21 protein-coding genes are annotated in these 17,449 nt (G+C 72.3%); 8 read left to right on the forward strand and 13 right to left on the reverse strand.

Annotated features, from left to right (window positions below):
• Positions 1-60: 60 nt before the first annotated feature.
• The 4 genes from ACZ6S4_RS10095 to ACZ6S4_RS10110 are packed head-to-tail and all read right to left on the reverse strand — an operon-like array spanning position 61 to position 2,579.
• Complete coding sequence (locus tag ACZ6S4_RS10095; RefSeq protein ID WP_465474559.1) at positions 61-579, reverse strand: P-loop NTPase family protein; 519 nt, start codon at positions 577-579, stop codon at positions 61-63.
• Positions 579-1,238, reverse strand: coding sequence for a response regulator transcription factor (locus ACZ6S4_RS10100; protein ID WP_465474560.1), 660 nt, complete (start codon positions 1,236-1,238; stop codon positions 579-581). The genes ACZ6S4_RS10095 and ACZ6S4_RS10100 overlap by 1 nt, the downstream gene beginning before the upstream one ends.
• Before the next feature lies 1 nt (position 1,239).
• The gene (locus tag ACZ6S4_RS10105) at positions 1,240-2,352 is read right to left on the reverse strand and encodes a sensor histidine kinase (RefSeq protein WP_465474561.1); all 1,113 of its coding nucleotides are present in this window, start codon (positions 2,350-2,352) and stop codon (positions 1,240-1,242) included.
• Between the two features lie 5 nt (positions 2,353-2,357).
• The gene (locus tag ACZ6S4_RS10110; RefSeq protein WP_465474562.1) at positions 2,358-2,579 is read right to left on the reverse strand and encodes a hypothetical protein; all 222 of its coding nucleotides are present in this window, start codon (positions 2,577-2,579) and stop codon (positions 2,358-2,360) included.
• A gap of 118 nt (positions 2,580-2,697) precedes the next feature.
• On the opposite strand from ACZ6S4_RS10110, the gene ACZ6S4_RS10115 reads away from it, so the two are divergent.
• Entirely contained in the window at positions 2,698-3,240 is a 543-nt protein-coding gene (locus ACZ6S4_RS10115; RefSeq protein ID WP_465474563.1) for a hypothetical protein, read from the forward strand.
• On the opposite strand, the gene ligD is transcribed toward ACZ6S4_RS10115, so the two are convergent.
• The 3 genes from ligD to ACZ6S4_RS10130 all read right to left on the reverse strand — a co-directional run bounded on the left by ligD (position 3,237) and on the right by ACZ6S4_RS10130 (position 5,715).
• Positions 3,237-4,196 (reverse strand): non-homologous end-joining DNA ligase, encoded by a 960-nt coding sequence (ligD, locus tag ACZ6S4_RS10120; RefSeq protein WP_465474564.1) that lies wholly within the window; start codon positions 4,194-4,196, stop codon positions 3,237-3,239. The two genes, ACZ6S4_RS10115 and ligD, sit on opposite strands and share 4 nt — an antisense overlap.
• A 4-nt stretch (positions 4,197-4,200) precedes the next feature.
• Positions 4,201-4,554, reverse strand: a complete 354-nt coding sequence (locus tag ACZ6S4_RS10125) for a hypothetical protein (protein WP_465474565.1) — start codon at positions 4,552-4,554, stop codon at positions 4,201-4,203.
• Between the two features lie 120 nt (positions 4,555-4,674).
• Entirely contained in the window at positions 4,675-5,715 is a 1,041-nt protein-coding gene (locus ACZ6S4_RS10130; protein ID WP_465474566.1) for a LacI family DNA-binding transcriptional regulator, read from the reverse strand.
• Between the two features lie 236 nt (positions 5,716-5,951).
• Between ACZ6S4_RS10130 and ACZ6S4_RS10135 the strand changes: the two genes are divergently transcribed.
• Complete coding sequence (locus ACZ6S4_RS10135) at positions 5,952-7,052, forward strand: acyltransferase family protein (protein ID WP_465474567.1); 1,101 nt, start codon at positions 5,952-5,954, stop codon at positions 7,050-7,052.
• Between the two features lie 47 nt (positions 7,053-7,099).
• Here the strand turns inward: ACZ6S4_RS10135 and ACZ6S4_RS10140 are convergent, their stop codons facing one another.
• The gene (locus ACZ6S4_RS10140; RefSeq protein WP_465474568.1) at positions 7,100-8,365 is read right to left on the reverse strand and encodes an MFS transporter; all 1,266 of its coding nucleotides are present in this window, start codon (positions 8,363-8,365) and stop codon (positions 7,100-7,102) included.
• Positions 8,362-8,913, reverse strand: coding sequence for a winged helix-turn-helix domain-containing protein (locus ACZ6S4_RS10145; RefSeq protein WP_465474569.1), 552 nt, complete (start codon positions 8,911-8,913; stop codon positions 8,362-8,364). Before ACZ6S4_RS10145 ends, ACZ6S4_RS10140 begins: the two co-directional genes overlap by 4 nt.
• A gap of 62 nt (positions 8,914-8,975) precedes the next feature.
• Here ACZ6S4_RS10145 and ACZ6S4_RS10150 point away from each other — a divergent pair, with 62 nt between their 5' ends.
• Positions 8,976-9,401: a GNAT family N-acetyltransferase gene (locus ACZ6S4_RS10150; RefSeq protein ID WP_465474570.1), complete on the forward strand. Its 426-nt coding sequence runs from the start codon at positions 8,976-8,978 to the stop codon at positions 9,399-9,401.
• Here the strand turns inward: ACZ6S4_RS10150 and ACZ6S4_RS10155 are convergent.
• The gene (locus tag ACZ6S4_RS10155; RefSeq protein ID WP_465474571.1) at positions 9,393-10,235 is read right to left on the reverse strand and encodes an NAD(P)-dependent oxidoreductase; all 843 of its coding nucleotides are present in this window, start codon (positions 10,233-10,235) and stop codon (positions 9,393-9,395) included. The two genes, ACZ6S4_RS10150 and ACZ6S4_RS10155, sit on opposite strands and share 9 nt — an antisense overlap.
• A 99-nt stretch (positions 10,236-10,334) precedes the next feature.
• Between ACZ6S4_RS10155 and ACZ6S4_RS10160 the strand changes: the two genes are divergently transcribed.
• A complete protein-coding gene (locus ACZ6S4_RS10160) occupies positions 10,335-11,273 on the forward strand; it encodes an intradiol ring-cleavage dioxygenase (protein ID WP_465474572.1) in 939 nt (312 codons plus the stop codon).
• Between the two features lie 46 nt (positions 11,274-11,319).
• Here ACZ6S4_RS10160 and ACZ6S4_RS10165 read toward each other — a convergent pair whose 3' ends face one another.
• Positions 11,320-11,568, reverse strand: coding sequence for an SCO4226 family nickel-binding protein (locus tag ACZ6S4_RS10165; RefSeq protein ID WP_465474573.1), 249 nt, complete (start codon positions 11,566-11,568; stop codon positions 11,320-11,322).
• 110 nt (positions 11,569-11,678) lie between these two features.
• Here ACZ6S4_RS10165 and ACZ6S4_RS10170 point away from each other — a divergent pair, with 110 nt between their 5' ends.
• Positions 11,679-14,681, forward strand: a complete 3,003-nt coding sequence (locus ACZ6S4_RS10170) for a helix-turn-helix transcriptional regulator (protein WP_465474574.1) — start codon at positions 11,679-11,681, stop codon at positions 14,679-14,681.
• Between the two features lie 316 nt (positions 14,682-14,997).
• On the opposite strand, the gene ACZ6S4_RS10175 is transcribed toward ACZ6S4_RS10170, so the two are convergent.
• Entirely contained in the window at positions 14,998-15,249 is a 252-nt protein-coding gene (locus ACZ6S4_RS10175) for a hypothetical protein (RefSeq protein ID WP_465474575.1), read from the reverse strand.
• A 403-nt stretch (positions 15,250-15,652) separates the two neighbouring features.
• Here ACZ6S4_RS10175 and ACZ6S4_RS10180 point away from each other — a divergent pair, with 403 nt between their 5' ends.
• Genes ACZ6S4_RS10180 through ACZ6S4_RS10190 form a run of 3 tightly spaced genes read left to right on the forward strand, consistent with a single transcriptional unit; the run spans position 15,653 to position 16,943 of the window.
• Positions 15,653-15,901 (forward strand): hypothetical protein, encoded by a 249-nt coding sequence (locus ACZ6S4_RS10180; RefSeq protein WP_465474576.1) that lies wholly within the window; start codon positions 15,653-15,655, stop codon positions 15,899-15,901.
• 39 nt (positions 15,902-15,940) lie between these two features.
• Complete coding sequence (locus tag ACZ6S4_RS10185; RefSeq protein ID WP_465474577.1) at positions 15,941-16,312, forward strand: MmcQ/YjbR family DNA-binding protein; 372 nt, start codon at positions 15,941-15,943, stop codon at positions 16,310-16,312.
• Positions 16,313-16,361: 49 nt separating this feature from the next.
• Positions 16,362-16,943: a GNAT family N-acetyltransferase gene (locus tag ACZ6S4_RS10190; protein WP_465474578.1), complete on the forward strand. Its 582-nt coding sequence runs from the start codon at positions 16,362-16,364 to the stop codon at positions 16,941-16,943.
• Here the strand turns inward: ACZ6S4_RS10190 and ACZ6S4_RS10195 are convergent.
• A complete protein-coding gene (locus tag ACZ6S4_RS10195; protein WP_465474579.1) occupies positions 16,940-17,449 on the reverse strand; it encodes a carboxymuconolactone decarboxylase family protein in 510 nt (169 codons plus the stop codon). The two genes, ACZ6S4_RS10190 and ACZ6S4_RS10195, sit on opposite strands and share 4 nt — an antisense overlap.

Below are 17,449 nucleotides of genomic sequence, written 5' to 3' on the forward strand. Positions count from 1 at the left end.
ATCGTCACGTGCAAGTCTCTCGATCCGCAAGGGTTCGGCGGCCCCCGATTGACATCGATGTCAGCGCAGGCCCGCCAGCCAGCGCTCCACCTCGGCCGGCGAGCGCAACAGCACCACCGGCGGCATCGCCGGGTCGGCGGGCCAGGCCCGCATCCGCCGCCGCTTGCGCGCGAACGACCGGAAGTGCCAGACCACGATGTTGTCGGTGGACAGCACCAGGTTGCGCACCCGCTCCCGGTTGCCGTTGCAGATCTCGGTCCGCAGCACGATCCGGCGCGCGGTGCGCCGCAGCAGCCGGCCCAGCGAGCGCCAGCGCGGGAAGTCCAGGCCCACCACCAGGTCGGCCCGCGCCAGCGGGACGTCCCGCCAATTGCCGTACGCCGAGTCGAGCACCCAGGACTCGGTGGCGCAGATGGCCGCGATCCGTTCCCGCTGCACCTCGTCGGGCACCTGGACCCAGCCGGGCTCCCAGGTGAGGTCGTCCACCGAGTGGTACGGCACTCCCAGCCGCTGCCCGATCCGTGCCGCCAGCGTCGACTTGCCCGACCCGGTCACGCCGTACACGACGATCCGGCGCATCAGCGGCCCACCAGCCCCTCCTCGTACGCGAGGATCACCAGCTGCACCCGGTCCCGGACGCCGAGCTTGGTGATCGCGCGGGTGATGTGGGTCTTCGCGGTCAGCGGGCTGATCACCAGCTCCCGCGCGATGTCCTCGTTGGACAGCCCGGAGGCGACCAGGGCGACCACCTCCCGCTCGCGGGTGGTCAGCGCGGCCAGCCGTGCCCCACCGGCCGGCGCCGGGGCCGGCCGGTGCGCGAACTGCTTGATCACCCGCCGGGTGACGCTGGGGGAGAGCAGCGCCTCGCCGGCCGCGACCACCCGGACGGCGTGCCGCAGCCCCTCCGGGTCGATCTCCTTGGTGAGGAAACCGCTCGCCCCCGCCTCCAGCGCCGCGAAGACGTACTCGTCGGTCTCGAACGTGGTCAGGATGATCACCCGGCAGTCCCGCAGCTCCGGATCCGCCATGATCCGCCGGGTGGCGGCGATCCCGTCCAGCCCGGGCATCCGGATGTCCATCAGCACCACGTCCGGGCGCAGCGCGCGAGCGGTCCGCACGGCCTCGTCCCCGGTGGCGGCCTCGCCGGCGATCACGATCTCCCGGTCGCGCTTGAGCAGGCTGCGGAAGCCGGCCCGGACCAGGTGCTGATCGTCGGCGAGCAACACGGAGACACCCATGTCAGGCCGCGATCGGGATCATCGCGCGGACGGTGAAGCCGCCGGCCGGTCCGGCTCCCGCGGTCAGGGCGCCGCCCAGCGCCGCGACCCGTTCGCGCATCCCCATGATCCCGTGTCCCTCCGTGCTCGTCGTCTCGCCGGCGCCGTCGTCGGTGACGTCCACCGTGACACTCGCCGGGGTGTAGTGCAGGGTCACCGTGACCCGGGTGGCCCGGGCATGGCGGACCGTGTTCGTCAGTGCCTCCTGCACCACGCGATACACCGCCGTCGCGACCGGCGCCGGCACCTCGGCGCGTTCGCCCAGCTCGGTGACCGTCACCTCGATCCCGGCCGCCCGTACCTGATCGGTGAGTCCGGCCAGGCCCTCCAGCCCGGCGGCCGGGGTCTCGATCCGGTTGCCTTCGCGCAGCACGTCCACGAGCGACTTCAGGTCGCTCATGGCCCGGCCCCGGACGTCCTGGGCCAGCCGCAACGCGTCGCGGGCCTCCTCCGGCTCCTCGTCGAAAGCGTCCAGCGCCACGTTGAGGTGCACACCGACCACGGCGAGCGTGTGCGACACCACGTCGTGCAGGTCGCGGGCGATGCCGACGCGTTCCTCGGCGCGCCGCCGCAGCGCTTCCAGCTCCTGCTCGTGCAGGGACTGCGCCAGCCGGGCGGCGACCTCGTCCTGCCAGCGGCGGGTGCTGCGGTACGCGAGGGCGGCGGCGAGCACCGCGGCCAGCCACAGGGCCTCCCCACCGAGCTGGCCGAGGACCCGGTCGGAGTCGTACCGCTCGACGAAGGCGTCCCAGACCAGCCCGTACGACAAAGTGAGCGCGCCGGCCACCGCGGCCGTGCGCAGTCGCCCGGCGAGGGCCAGCGCGGCGAAGGCCGCCGTGGCCGGCCAGGCCCAGCCGCTGCCGATCAGGTCCGACGAGCGCCAGGCCACGACGGTCAGGACGGCGACGATCAGGACGGTCAGGGGCCAGCGCCGGACGAACAGCATCAGCAGGGCCAGCCACACCGCCACGGTGGCGGTCATGACGTCCTGCAGATTGCCGCCGGTGACGGCGAGTCCGGCGGGGACACCGACCAGCGTCAGAGCGGCGGCCACCCAGGGCAGTGGGCGTGGCATGGTGATCACCGTCCCGTCACCGTGGTCGGTCGCAGCGGCCGCAGCGCCACGAAGCTGAAGCAGGCCCCCGTCATCCACAGGGCGAGCCGCCGGGTCAACGAGATGAGCGTCTCATGGTCGGCGATCCCCAGTCTCGGTCCCGCCACGACGTCCAGCGCGGCGAGTGCGGCCAGCGCACCCACCCCCGCTGCGATCAGGCACAGTTGCTGTCTCATGGTCTCGGTCATGGGGGAAAATTAGGCTCGGCGGGGGCCCGGCCGCGTCGTCCCGGCGCCGTCTCCGCCGGCGACTCCCTTGGAGTACGGGGCTACACCGATCGCCGTATGTCGCCCTAGGCTGACCCGCGTGACCGACGAAGGCACCGCCGCCGCCGTGCTCGCCGCCCACGGCCGTTTCCAGGTCCGGCCCGGGCTCACCGAGTCCGAGCTGGCCGGCGTGGAGCAGGAGTTCGGCTTCTCGTTCGCCGACGACCACCGCGCCTTCCTGGCCGCCGGCCTGCCGTACGGGCGCGGCTGGCCGGACTGGCGGGACGGCGACCGCGGCCAGCTCCGCGAGAGGCTGGCCAGGCCGGTCGAGGGCGTGCTCTTCGACGTCGCCGAGAACGGCTTCTGGTATGAGGGCTGGGGTCCGCAACCGGCCGAGAACGCCGACGCTGTCACGGTTGCCCGCCGGTTCCTGATGACCGTCCCGCGGCTCGTGCCCGTCTACTCCCACCGCTATCTGCCGGCGGGCCGCGGCGCCTCCGGACACCCGGTGCTGTCGGTGATGCAGACCGACATCATCAGCTACGGCGCCGACCTGACGACCTACATCCGCCACGAGTTCGGCGGCGAACCCCGGCAAGCGGGCCGTCCCACCGTCGCCTTCTGGCGCGACCTGGTCAGCTAACCCTCGACGTCCCGCTTCGCGCGGGCCCGGCGCTTGCCCTCGTGCATGGCGGCCACCCGGGCTACGGGGATGGTGTGTCCCTCGGCGACCAGCCCCGGATCCAGCGGCTGTGGCTGCGGCATGTGCGCCGCCCACGGGTCACTGCCGTTCAGCAGCTCCGGCGCCGTCCGTACGGTGAAGTCGGCCGGCGTCACGTCGTCGAGCACGTCCCAGCCCACCGGGAACGACACCGGCAGCCCCGGCCGCACCCGCGGGCTGTACGCCGCCACCACAGTCGCGCCGCCCGCCCGGGTCGCGTCGAGGAAGACCTTGCCGTGCCGGTCCTCGCGGATGAACGCCGTCGTCGCCAGCTCCGGATCGAGGCGCTCGGCGCGCGCTGCGACGGCCCGGGTCGCGGCGGCCACGTCCACGGTCGCGGCCCTGCCGTCGAGCGGCACGAAGATGTGCACGCCCTTGGACCCGCTGGTCTTGACCGCGCCGGCCATGCCCGCGTCCGCGAGTGCCCGGCGGACCAGGTGGGCAGCCTGGACCACCACGTCGAAGCCGGCGCCCTCGGGCGGGTCCAGATCCATGATCAGGTGGGTCGGGCGGTCGCGGTCGGCCACGGTCATGAGGGTGGGGTGGTATTCGACCGCGCGCTGGTTGGCGAACCAGAGCAGCGTGCGGCGGTCGTTGCAGAGGGCGTACTGCACCTCGCGGTGCGACGCCTCGGCCCACACGGCGGTCCGCGGCACCCACTCCGGCGTGTACTTCGGCAGGTTCTTCTGCATGAACTTGTCCTGGCCGCGCAGCACCCGGATCACCGAGAGCGGCCGGTCGCGCAGGACCGCGAGGACCGGATCGCGGACCGCGTCCAGGTAGTCGACCAGGTCCCGCTTGGTCGCCCCGGCGCCGGGGAAGAGCTCCTGGTCCAGGTTCGTCAGGGGTACGCCGGCCCGTTCCTCTTTGTCCGCCATGGCCTCATCCTGCCCGGACCAGGCTCAGGGCGGGAAGCACCATCGCCAGGGTCAGCACCACGTACACGCCGCCGAGGAAGAACTGGCCGTGCCGGGTGGCGATCACAGCGCCGACGAACGGCCCCACGACAGCGGCCAGCGCGGCCAGCAGCAGGGTGCCCGGCTGCCGTTCGGGCCCGGTGATGCCCCAGCCGACCAGCAGCGACACGGAGACCAGCCAGATCAGGGTGACCAGGATGACCTTGAGCGCGACCTCGGAACGCACCCGGGCGGCCCGGCGCTCGGCGCGCAGCTCACCCGGCGACGGGAGCCCGACGTCGACGCGCGACAGCGGCGTCCGCTCGATCTCCAACGTCACAAGCAGCACTCTAGGGGAGCCGCCGGGGTCGCCGCATCACCAGCGCAGGATGACGATCCCCCACACCACCACTACGTCCAGCAGCAACGGGATGAGTCGACCACGCAGGGGTGAACCGAGTCAGCGGGGCGGGCGTTCGCCGCTGCCGCGGGGGATGACCGAGGTCGAGATGACGATCGAGCGGGCCGGGCCGGAGTGGCCGCTGATCCGTTCGTGGGCCAGCCGGGCCGCCTCGCGGCCCATCGCCACCGCGTCGTGCGCCACCACCGTCGTGCCGATGACCTCGGCCAGGTCGAAGTCGTCGAAGCCGATCAGCGCCGGCGGGTCCGGCCGGTCCTTGAGCACCCGCAGCGCGCCGGTGGTCAACCGGTTGTTCGTGGTGAACAGCGCGGTGGGCGCCGGGTCCAGCGCCAGCAACTCGTGCACTGTCTCCTCGGCCCGGCGTACGTCGTGCACGTCGGTGCGCAGGTAGCGCTCCCACTGGTCGTTGCCGGCCGCGTTCATCGCCGCCCGGAAGCCCTCGATGCGCTTGCGCTGCGGGACCGTCCGGGCCAGGTCGGCCACCAGCGCGATCCGCCGGTGGCCACCCCGGAGCAGGTGCTCGGCGCCGGCCCGGGCGCCCCCGGCGTTGTCGATGACCACCACGTCGGCGTCGATGCCGTCCGGCGGCCGGTCCAGGAAGACGAACGGCACCCCGCGGCTGCCCTCGATCGCCAGGTACTCGTGGCGGTCCGCGCTCGGGACGATCAGCAGCGCCCGTACCCGTCGCTCCAGGAACGTGTCGATCAGCTCCCGTTCCAGCGTCGGGTCCTCGTCGTTGTTGGCCGTCACCAGCTGCAGCCCGTGCTGGCGCAGCTCACGCTCGATCCCGCTGGCCACAGCCGAGTAGAACGGGTTGGTCAGGTCGCCGCTGATCAGCGCCACCAGTGCCGAAGTGGCGCCCCGGCGCAGCTCGCGGGCGATGCCGTTGAGCCGGTAGCCGAGCTGGTCGGCCGCGTCGCGGACCCGGCGGCCGGTGTCCTCGGCGACGTTCGGCTCGCTGTTGAGCGCCCGCGAGGCCGTCTTGAGGCTCACTCCGGCGAGGGCGGCCACCTGGGTGAGCGTCGGCCGGCGGGCGGTCGATTCGTCGACGGCGCCGTCGGCGGTCCGGGATGCGGGCATGGTGCTCCGAACTGTCGGCGAGACGGTAAGCCGGGGCGAGCAGGCGGCTCAGGCGGCAATTATGACATCGACGCCGCCCGGCGCGGCCGCCCCGGCACACGCCGACCGGCCCGGCCCGGCCGAGCGGATCGGCGACCGGGACCAACCGTTCGGACCGCTGCGAAGATCGGCAGAAATACTACTGTCTGTAGTCTCCGGTCCCGACGCCGGAGCCAATAGTGGCTGCTGGAGGCGTTGTGACGGACACCATCACCGCCGGCCGGGATCGATACTTCGACACTCTGCGTGCTGTAGCGATCATCCGGGTGGTGCTGTTCCACGCCTTCCCGCTCGCCGCGCTCGAACTCGTCTTCCCCTCGATGGGGGTTATGTTCGCGCTCGGCGGCTCGCTCATGGTCAAGTCACTGGACCGGTCGGCGACCCGGGCGGTGCGCAGCCGGGTGCGCCGGTTGCTGCCCGCGCTGTGGGTGATGGCGCTCATCGCCGTACCGGTGATGATCCAGCGCGGCTGGCCGGACCGGCCGTCCTGGCCGCATCTGCTGCTCTGGATCCTGCCCATCGCGGATCCGCCGGCGAGTGAATTCGGCTACCCGGCCGCGGGCGTGCTCTGGTACCTGGTCACCTACCTGTGGCTGGTCCTGCTGTCGCCGCTGCTGCTGAGCCTCTACCGCCGGTGGAACCTGCCGACCGTGCTGCTGCCGCTGTTCGGGCTCATGCTGCTGACCGCCTACCCGGACACCTTCGGCACAACCGCCGGCTGGGTGGTGCAGAACGTGCTGGCGTTCGGGTCCTGCTGGATCCTCGGCTTCGCCCACCGCGAAGGCGACCTGGCCAAACTCCGGCCCGCCGTGGTGCTTGGACTGGCTGCCGCGTGCGTCGCCGGTGGGCTCGGCTGGGCGTACCTGCATCCGGCGGACACCGGGATGGACCTGACCGGCCTGCCGGTCGCGTACGCGGTCTTCTCCATCGGTTTTGTGCTGGCGCTGCTGCGCTGGGCGCCGCGGATGGACTGGCTCGCCCGGGCCCGGCCGCTGGACGGCTTCGTGTCGATGGTGAACAACCGGGCAGTGACCATCTACCTGTGGCACAACGTGGCCATCACCGTCGCGGTCTACCTCTTCGACCCGCTGAAGCTGTGGCGGATCCCCACCCAGGGTCTGGAGAGCACGATCGACTTCACCATCGCGCTGACCACGCTCGCGGTGATCGTGCTCGCCCTGGGCTGGGTCGAGGACATCGCGGCCCGCCGGCCGCCGCGCTTCTCGCCGTTCGTCCGGCGGCGCACACTTCAGCAGCCCCCGGCTCCGGCGCCTGCCCCCGCGCCGGCGGCCGTCTGAGCTGCTGGAAAAGAGCGGGCCCCGCACCATCCGGTGCGGGGCCCCTCTCATGCGACGGGTACGGCGGTCGGCAGGTCGCGGTGGCCGCGCAACGGGCCCAGCACGAGGATCAGGCCGCTGGCGGCGTACCCGATGGCCATCAGCATGATCGCGCCGCGGACGCCCAGCGGGCCCGTCAGCGCGCCGCCCAGCACGGCCCCGACCGGGATCGCGCCGAAGTTGACGAACTGCATGCTGGTCAGCACCCGGCCGAACAGGCCGGGCGGGCAGTACGCCTGCCGGAAGCTCGCGCCGATCACGTTGCCGGCGATGGCGCCGGCGGCGACCCCGAGCATCCCGGCCACGAAGACGAGCAGACCGAGGCCGGGCTGGGTGAACGGGACGAGCACGGAAGCCACCCCACCGAAGGTCTTGCAGGCGACCAGCGCCCGGGCGCCGCCGAGCCGGCGGACCAGCCGCGGGGTCAGCGAAGCGGCACCGACCCCACCGAGGCTGACCGCCGCGAACAGCAGGCCGACGGTGGTGGTGCTGACCCCGAGCTCGCGCACCAGGAAGACGACGGCGATCGCGTTGATGCCGGTGAGCCACAGATTCGCGGCCGCGCCGTAGACGGTCTGATTGAGCAGGTACTTGTCCCGCAGCAGCCAGCGGGCCCCGACGACGATGTCGGCGCGGATGCTCTCCCGCGCGGTCGGCGCCGGCCGCCGCTCCGCGCGCCGGATGCGCCACAGCGCGAAGGCCGAGATGAGGAAACTGAACGCGTCCACGACCAGGCCGGCGACCGCGCTGACCGCGGCGACGAGCAGGCCGCCGGCCGCCGGGCCGGCCACCTGGGCGGCGGACTCGGTGCTCTGCAACGCGGAGTTGGCCCCGACCAGGTCTTCCTTCTCGAACATCGCCGGCAGGTACGCCGCCCAGGCGACACTGAAGAAGACCGTGGCGGCGCCGAGCAACAGGGTGACGGCGAGCAGGTGGGCCATGGTGAGAGCGCCGGCCCAGGCGGCGACCGGCACGCTGATCACGAGTACGGCGGAGACCAGGTCGCTGACGAGCATCACCGGCCGGCGGGCGACCCGGTCTATCCAGGCGCCGGCGGGCAGGCCGATGAGCAGCCAGGGCAGCCAGGCGGCGGCGGTGAGCAGGCTGACGGTGAAGGCGCTCGCGTCCAGGACCTGGACCGCGATCAGAGGAGTGGTGACGGCGGCGACCGAGCTGCCCAGGCGGCTGACGGTCATGCCCGCCCACAGCTTGCGGAAATCAGCGTCACGAAGAACGCCGCGGCGCTTCGCTTTGTCCAGGGCGGGGGCGGTCACGGGCGGGCCGGGAAGCCCCGGCCGATCACGAAGACCGGCTCCCGGTCCGCCGCCTCCGGGCGTCCCGCGTAGCGGTCCATGACCGCCTGGATCTCCGCCCCCATCTCGGCCAGCTCAGCCGGGCTGAGCCGCAGGAAACCGTCGGTGGAGAACGCCGCGTCGCTCCACGGCTCCTCGCGGGAGGCCGGGCTGCCCAGCCAGGTCGAGATGAGATCCACCTGCCGTTGCAGCCCGATCGCCATGGCGGCGTCCGCGGCGGCGATGTCCGCGGCGTCGGCGGCGAAGTCGGCCGTGCTCCAGCTGATGCTCCGGTCCGGCATGCGCCACCAGTGCTCCTTGCGGTTGCGGGCGAGCTCCGGCGCCTCCTCGATGAGACCGGCCTCGGCGAGCACCCGCAGGTGGTGGCTCACGTTGGCCACGGCCTGTCCGGTGGTGCGGGCCAGCACGCTGGGCATGGACGGCCCGTCCACGCGCAGCACGTCGAGGAGCCGGCGTCGTACCGGATGCGCGACCGCCTTGAGGACGGCGGCGTCCTTGATCTGAGCCATGGCCCCACCCTGCCATGGTTAAGAACCATTGCGCAACAACTCTTTACCATTAGGCTGGCGCAATGATCCGACCCAGAGCTGCCGCAGACCTGCCCGCCTGCGTGGCCACGCTGCGCGTGGTGCACGAGGTAGACGGCTATCCACTGAATTGGCCTGCCAAGCCGGAAGCCTGGCTGACGCCGCCGGGCCTGCGCGAAGCCTGGGTCGCGGTCGAAGGGGAGGCGGTCGCCGGGCATGCGATCGTGACCGGCGACGGGGAGCTGAGCAGGCTTTTCGTCAGCCCCCAGCGGCGTGGCGCCGGCCTGGCGCGGGAGTTGATCGCCCACGCGCGCGCAGCTCACGGCGGGCCGCTGGTGCTGGAAGTGGCCAACGCCGCGGCGGCGGCCTACTACGAGCGCACCGGGTGGATCTTCACGGGCAGCGCGGTGGCGGACTGGACCGCGCCCGACGGCAGCCCGGTCACCCTGCGCCGCTACCGCTCAGCGTGACAGCCGCCGCACGATCTCCTCCGGCGGGAGCTGACGATCCGCCGACTCCGGCACACCGGCCGCCAGCTCAGTCCCGGCGATGTCCGCATACACCACCGCCAGGGCCTCGAACAGCGCCGGCGTCAGCCCCGCCGCCTCCTGCGTGACCGCGATCTCCCGCATCTCGTCGACGAACCGGTGCGCCTTCGTCGCCGCGCTCACCACCCCTGCCGAGTCGTCCAGTCCGTTGCGCGCCAGGTCCGCCAGCACCTGCTCCAGCACCCCGTGCTGCCCAGCCGTCCGCATCGCCTGCGTGACCAGTGCCGTCAATCCCTTGTAAATGCCCGCCGTGCACATCTTCAGCGCACTGGCCGAGCCCAGCCCACCGCTCAGCACCACCGGCTCGACCTGACCGTCCCACGGCAACCCGGCCACGACTTCGGCCTGCGGCCCGCTGAGGTAGATCCGGGCGCCCGGCCGGGCGGACGGCGGCGGTCCCGAGATCGAGCCATCCACGACCGGCAGCCCGGCGCAGGCCTGCGCGATCCGGGCCATCGTCTGCGGTGCGACGGCGTTCAGGTCCGCCACGACCGGCGCCACCCCGGTACGGCGAGCCGCCTCCGCGATGCCGTGTGCGACACCGAGGGCTTGCGCCGGCGGGGTGACCGACAGCACCACGTCCGCGGCGGCGATCACCTCGTCCAGGCCGGGCAGCAGTTCCAGGCCTGCGGCCAGCCGGTGGGTCCGCTCCGAGCGCCCGGCCGTGGTCGCGACCACCCTCGCGCCGCCGGCCCGCAGCGCACCGCCCAGGCCCGCGCCCATGTGTCCCGGACTCACCATCGCCACAGTCACCATGCCCCGACATTAAAGACCGGGCCACAGCCGGGACACAGATGACGCACAGTGAAGCTTGGTTGTCTTCTGGGAGACAACCCGCGAGGAAAGGCCACCACCGTGCAGGAACAAGGGGATCAGGACAACGCCGCATACGTGCGCCGGGTGCACGACAAGGGGCTGCAGTTCGACCTGCGGACCATGTCGCGGCGCCGGCTGCTGGCCGCCTTCGGCGGGGTGGGCGCCCTCGCTCTGGTCGGCGGGACCGCGGCCTGCGGCAGCACAGCCGAGACGGGGACGACGTCCGCCGCCACCAGCGCCGCTGCCACCGGCACAGCCACCGAGGTCGAGTCGGAGACGGCCGGGCCGTACCCGGCGGACGGGTCGAACGGGCCGGACGTGCGAACCGAGTCGGGCATCGTGCGCAAGGACATCCGCACGTCGTTCGGGGACTCGAGCGGGACCGCTGAGGGCGTACCGCTGGAATTCTCTCTCGTCGTGACCGACCTCGACGGCAAAGCCCTCACCGGGGCCGCGGTCTACGCCTGGCACTGTGACCGCGACGGCAACTACTCGCTGTATTCCACCGGGGTGACCGACCAGAACTACCTGCGGGGTATCCAGGAGACCGACGCCTCCGGCACCGCGACTTTCACCAGCATCTTCCCGGCCTGCTACTCGGGCCGGTGGCCGCACATCCACTTCGAGGTCTACTCGTCGCTCGCCAACGCCACCAGCGGGGACGGCCCGATCGTCAAGACCTCACAGATCGCCATCCCGCAGGACGTGGCGGACGCCGTCTACGCCACCGACGGCTACAGCCGGAGCGTCAGCAACCTGAGCCAGGTCAGCCTGGCCACCGACAACGTGTTCGGTGACGACTCGGCGGTCACCGAACTGGCCACCGTCACCGGCAGCGTGGCCGACGGTTACGTCGCCAAGCTCACGATCGCGGTCGACCCGTCCGGTGAGGAGACCGGCGGCGGCGCGCCCGCCGGTGGTGGGGGAGCGCCGGGCGGCACGCCGCCCTCGGGCGCCCCGCGTCCGGCCTCCTCCTGAGCGGATGGTTCCGCCCGGGCCGCCCCAAGGCCCGGGCGGAACCCGCTCACACCTCGGCGGTCAGTTCGTAGATCTCGGTCACCGGGTGACCGGCCTTCTCGTGCACGCGCTGGACCGCCTCTTTGCTCGGCCCGGTCGACAGGCAGAAGACCTTGCCCTGCTCAGGATCGAGCCAGGCCCGCTCGAAGTGCACCCCCTCCTCCCCTTCGATCTTCAGGTCGGCCTCGTGCGCGGCGTCCAGCTCCGCCGGGGTCACCCCGTGGAACCCGCTGTGCACGTCCATGTACTTCGCCATCGAACTCGTCCCCTCCATTCGGTTACCGGCATCAGCCTGCGCGGACGGGCCGCGTCGGACATCGGTCATAACACCTAGGAAGGCCACCGGCTTCGGCCTAGAGTCACGCCATGCGTGCCCCGAGCCCTGTGCTGGTCGGCCGCGACGACCTGCTGGCGCTCGCGGACCGCCGGCTCGCGGCGACCGCCGGCGGCCGCGGCGAGCTGCTCTTCCTGGCCGGCGAGGCCGGCATCGGCAAGACCCGCCTGCTGACCGAGATAGCCGGCCGGGCCGCGGCGAGCGGTTTCACGGTGGTCGGCGCGGCCGCGTTCCCGGCGGACGCCGACGTCGCCGCCGGGCTCATCACCGACGCACTCTCTTCTTTCGGTACGCGCACAGCAGAGCTCCTCCGCCAGTCCCACGACGGCGACAGTCACCGCCAGCGTCGTCTGCTGGTCACCGGCCTGGCCGACGCGCTCGCCGAGGCCGGCGCGGGACCGCAACCGGTGCTGATCACGCTGGAGGACCTGCACTGGGCGGACGACGTGACCCTGCAGACCCTGGCCCGGCTCGCCCACCGGCTGCCCGGCCTGCCGTTGCTGATCATCGGCACGTACCGCAGCGACGAGCTGTACCCGCGGGTCCCGATGCGGGAGTGGCGCACCCGGCTGCTCAACCAGCGGCACGCCGAGGAGGCCCGCCTGTCCCGGCTGAGCCCGGCGGACACCGCGGCGCTGGCCACCGCGATCTCCGACCGCATCCTGCCCGCCACGGTGACCGGCGCGATCTTCGCCCGTAGCGACGGCATCCCGCTGCACGTCGAGGAGTTCCTGGCCACGGTCGACGCCGAGGCGGCCCTGCCGGACACTCTCGCCGAGGCGGTGCTGGCCCGGGCGGCGTCGTTGAGTGCAGCTGCCCGGTCGCTGGCCGGCACGGCGTCGGTGATCGGCCGATCCTTCGACGTGGACCTGCTGACCGCGATCACCGGCGACCGCCCGGACACGATCGACGAGGGCCTGCGCGAACTGGCCGAGCGCTTCTTCGTCCAGCCGCACACCGACGGGTTCACGTACGACTTCCGCCACGCCCTGATCCGCGACGCGCTGCACGCTGACCTGCCCCCGTTGCGGCGCCGCGAGCTGCACGCCCGGGCGGCGGAGGCGGCGCTCGCGGCCGGGCTGTCCGACGCCTTCGTGAGCGACCAGTACGAACGCGCGCACCGTCCGGCCGAGGCACACCGACACGCGGTGACCGCGGCGGCCGCGGCAGTACGGATGTCCGCGCACCGCGAGGCCGTCGAGCTGTACCGGCGGGCGTTGCGGACAGCGCCGGCCGGTCTGCCGGTGGACGAGTCGGCGGCCTTGCTGACCGCGCTGGGTGGCGAACTCGCGGCGGTCGACGAGAACAGTGAGGCCGCGGAGACGCTGCTCACGGCGTACCGGATGCGTCTGGAGGCCGGGGACGCGCTCAGCGCGGCCGCCGTCGCACCGCAGCTGGCCGCGGTCCGGCATCTGCTCGGCGCGGGCCTGGCGGAACGCACCGGCCTGCTGCGCGAAGGCCTGGACCTGATCGCATCACGCAGCGACGAGCAGGCCCAGGAGATCCGCGCCGGGCTGCACGCGGCGCTGGCCGCGGCCTACATGCTGGACCGGCGGCTCGAGGAGGCCACCGAGGTCGGGGTGCTGGCCGAGGCGTTCAAGGTGGAGGACTGTGATCATCCGCTGCGCTGTCACCTCGGCGGGACGCTCGGCTCGATCCTGGTCTTCGCCGGCCGCATGCACGAAGGCTGGCAGATGCTGGCGAACGCGATCGGCCGGGCCCGCCGCGGCGGCCTGGAAGCGGAGGCGGCCCGCGGCTACCGGATGATCGGCTCGTCGGCGTCGGTGCTGGTCGAATACGACCTGGCCCGGCAATGGCTGAGCGAGGGCATCGAGTACGCGGACTCGGTGGAACGCTTCAACGACCGGCACTACATGGCCGCGCATCTGGCCCATGTGGACTGGGCCGAGGGAGCGTGGCCGGCGGCGGAGGCGGGGGCGGCCCGGGCGCTGGCCGACGGACAGGGCATCACCACCCGGATCACGGCGCTGCACGTGCTGGGCTATGTGGCCCTGGGCCGCGGATCGTTCGACGCGGCCGACCTGTGCATGCGCGAGGCGGCGGCGCTCGGGGAAGCGATGGGGGAGCTCCAGCGCATCTCACCGGCGTGGTGGGGCCTGGCCTCGATCGCCCTGCTGCGTGGCGAGCCGGCCGAGGCGATCGGGTGGTGCGAGCGCGGGTACGAGGCTTCGGCGAAGGTGCGGGATGCGGCTTATCTGTTCCCGTATGTGGTGACCGGGGTGCGGGCCTACCTGGCGAAACAGGATCTGACCGGGGCGCGGGACTGGCTGCGGCGGACCGGTGAGCTGCTGCGGGACCGGGAGATCCCGGGGACGCTCGGGGCGCTCGATCATGGGGCTGGGCTGGTGCATCTCCATGAGGGGCAGACCGGGAAGGCGCGGGTCGAGCTGGAGCGGGCTGCTGAGTTCTGGCGGGGGCGGCGGCGGTTCTGGGAGGGTACGCAGGCGGTGGCTGATCAGGCGCGGTGTGCGTACCGGTCGCGGCGGCCGGCGGATGCTGCGCGGTTGTCGGCCCAGGCCGCTGCCGAGGCCGAAGCGGCTGGGGCGGTGGTGTTGATCCCTGCCGGTGCCGCTTCGCCGACGTCCGGCTCTGCGCGTGATCGGCTTGCGCCGTCGGGCTCTGCGCGTGATCGGCTTGCGCCGTCGGGCTCTGCCCGTGATCGGCTTGCGCCGTCCGGTTCTGCTGTTGAGTGGTCGCGTCCGTTGGCGGCTGCGCCGGGGTCGCGGAACCTGTCGGTGGCTGCCTCCGAGCGGCCCCATTCGCCGGCGACTGCCGGCGGCGCGCCGCGTGCGCCGTTGCCCGGGCCGGGGCCGTCGGGCGCGAATCTGCCTGAGCTCACCGCGAGGGAGCGGGAGGTGGCGGGTCTGATCGGCGAGGGCGCAACCAACCGCGAGATCGCCGCGGCGCTGTCGATCTCGCCCAAGACCGTGTCGGCGCACGTCGAACACATCTTGACCAAGCTGTCGGCGTCCCGCCGGGCCCAGATCGCGACGTGGGCTGCGACACATCGCTGACGATTGTCGACCGATCGGGGTACGTCGAACGGGCTATAGCTAGTGGTCTATACCTTGGCAAGAATCGGTTCATGACCGCGCCCGGAAACGACGCACTCCTGATCACACTGCTGGCCGCGTTCACGGCCTGCGTGGGATACGCCGCCGGCCGCCTGCATCAGTGGTACCGCACAGTCCTGGACCGCGACGAGGCCTATCGGGACGGATACGACACAGCGACCCGCAGCGTATTCAGCCTGGCGGCGCGGTTGATCGGCCCCCGGCGGGCGGTCCGCGGGACGGCCGTCGTATCGCCGGCTGTCGCGCCCCGGCCTGATCAGTCGGTGATTCTGCTGCCCGCCTCGTCGTCCGTGACACCGCCGCCTCCTGATCTTCGTCCGTCCGCCGTCAGCTCCCCGGCCGCGCCGGCCCGCTCTGCCGCGGGCTCATCCCGCTCCGCTGCCTCTTTGGCTGGTGCTTCTTCCGGGACCGCTGCTTCTGCGGCCCGCTCGGCATCGTCGGCCGCTTCCTCGTCGGGCCCGCTCGCCGCTTCGGCCGGCCCGTCCTGGCCTGCCTCGCCGTCGGCCACCGATGCAGCCGCATCTTTCGGCTTCCCGGCGCCTACTTCTGTTTCGCCGCTGGCGCACGGCTCCAGTCCTGCGCGGAACAGCTCCTCGCGTCAGGGAAACAGTCCCTTCGCCACGGCGAAGGGCCCGTCTCCTGCGGCAAAGAGCACGTCAAGCCCCGGTAAAAATCCGCCGGTTGTCGAGACGGGTTCGTCGGTACTGGGGGCGAGCTCGCCTTCCGGCGGTTCTGGCACGCCGGTTGCAGGTTCACCTTCGGTCGGCCGTGATTCGTCGGCTGCGGGGCCGGGTTCACCCCGCGCGGCGGCGGGTTCTTCGCCTGCGGGGCCGGGCTCACCGCTCGCGGCGGCGGGTTCGCCCGCAGCGACGGGTTCACCACCCGCGGAGGAGAGCGAGTCTCCTACCGGGGTGGAATCGCCGAGCGCGGGCAAGGGCTCGCCGTCGGCCACCGTGAGGCGCTCGTCGTCCGCCGGCCAGACCGAAAGCGCCGGCGGCGGCCGCCACCTAGTGCCGGACGAGCTGGTCCGGGCCCCCACCTACCGCCTGACCCCGGACCGTGTCGCCCGGGCGAAGGTGCGCGAGGCGATTTCCGACGACGACGATTCCGAGGACACCACCCGCCTGCCCCCGTCGGTGCCCCGCCCCCGCCAGTCGTGACCCGCCGGGAAATGTCACAGCCCGGCGTTAGGGTGCGCCATGGTCACCGTCCAGGAGGTCCGCGAGGTCGCCCTGAGGCTGCCCCGCACTACTGAGCACCTGATCTACGACCGGGTGAAGTTCCGGGTGGGACAGATCGTCTACGTGGCGTTCTCCCGCGATGAGACCGTGATGGGCTTCGGGTTTCCGAAGGAGGAGCGCGAGTCGCTGGTGGCGTCCCAGCCGACGGTCTTCCACCTGCCCAAGGCGACCGACATGCGCTTCCGGTGGGTCCAGGCCTGGCTGGCGGAGCTCGACCACCGCCAGATGGAAGAGCTGGTGATCGACGCCTGGCGCATGGTGGTGCCGAAGCGGGTGGCCGCGGCCTATGTAGCCGGTCTGCCCGACGCCGACCCGCCGACCAGCCGTTAGGTCCGGGCAGCCGCCGGAATTCCGTTGCGAGGCGGTTCAGGATGGGGTCATGGGCATCTACCTGGAGACGGACCAGCTGGTGCTGCGCCAGTTCACCGCGGGCGATGTCGACCACATCGTCGCGCTGGACAGCGATCCCGCCGTGATGCGCTACCTGACGGGCGGCCGCGCGACGCCGCTCGAAGAGGTCCGGGACGTGGTGCTTCCATTCTGGCTGGCGTACTACGAGCGGGGTGAGCAGTTCGGCTTCTGGGCCGCCGTCGAGAAGGCATCCGGGCGTTTCGTCGGCTGGTTTCACTTCCGGCCGCGCCCGGACGGCCCGCCCGCCGGTGGTGACGCCGACTCCGGGGTCGAGCTGGGCTACCGCCTGCGCCGCGAGTCCTGGGGCAAGGGCTACGCGACCGAGGGCAGCCTTGCCCTGATCCGCAAGGGCTTCACCGAGCTCGGCGTCGAACGGGTCTACGCCGAGACGCTCGCCGTGAACCTCGGCTCGCGCCGGGTCATGGAGAAGGCGGGCCTGCGCTACATCCGGACGTTCCACCAGGACTGGCCCGAGCGGATCCCCGGCGACGAGCACGGTGACGTCGAGTACGCCCTGACCCGCGCCGAGTGGGCAGCTGCCCGTCCCTAACGCAGGTAGCCGCCCTCGGCGAGGTTCTTGGCGTGCTGGGCGTACACCTCGGGCTCCCGCGGGGCGAGCGTGGCCAGGCCGTCGACGTAGCGGTTGTACATCGAGAAGGCCGCCGCGATCAGCACTGTGTCGTGGATGGCCTTGTCGTCGGCACCGTGCTCGCGGGCGTGGTCGATGTCCGCGGGGCTGACGCTGCGGCCGTCGACCCGTACCTTCTCGGCGATCGACAGCAGGGCCTGCAACTTCTGATCGGTCTGCGCGTGCTCGGTCGTCTTGCCCTCCTGGTGCAGCAGGTGGGCGGCGACCGCGCCGTGGATCCCGCTGCAGTACGTGCACTCGTTGCGGCTCGACACGTACGCGGCGATCGTCTCCCGCTCGCCGGGCGTCAGGGGTGACGGGCCCCGCAGCAGCGCATCGGCCAGGCCGTTGAGCGGGCCCGCGGTGTGCGGGTATTGGACCAGGAGCCCGACCATGCCGGGCAGTTCGGGCAGGTTGATGTGCGGCAC

Source organism: Actinoplanes sp. NPDC051405 (genome assembly GCF_055586185.1).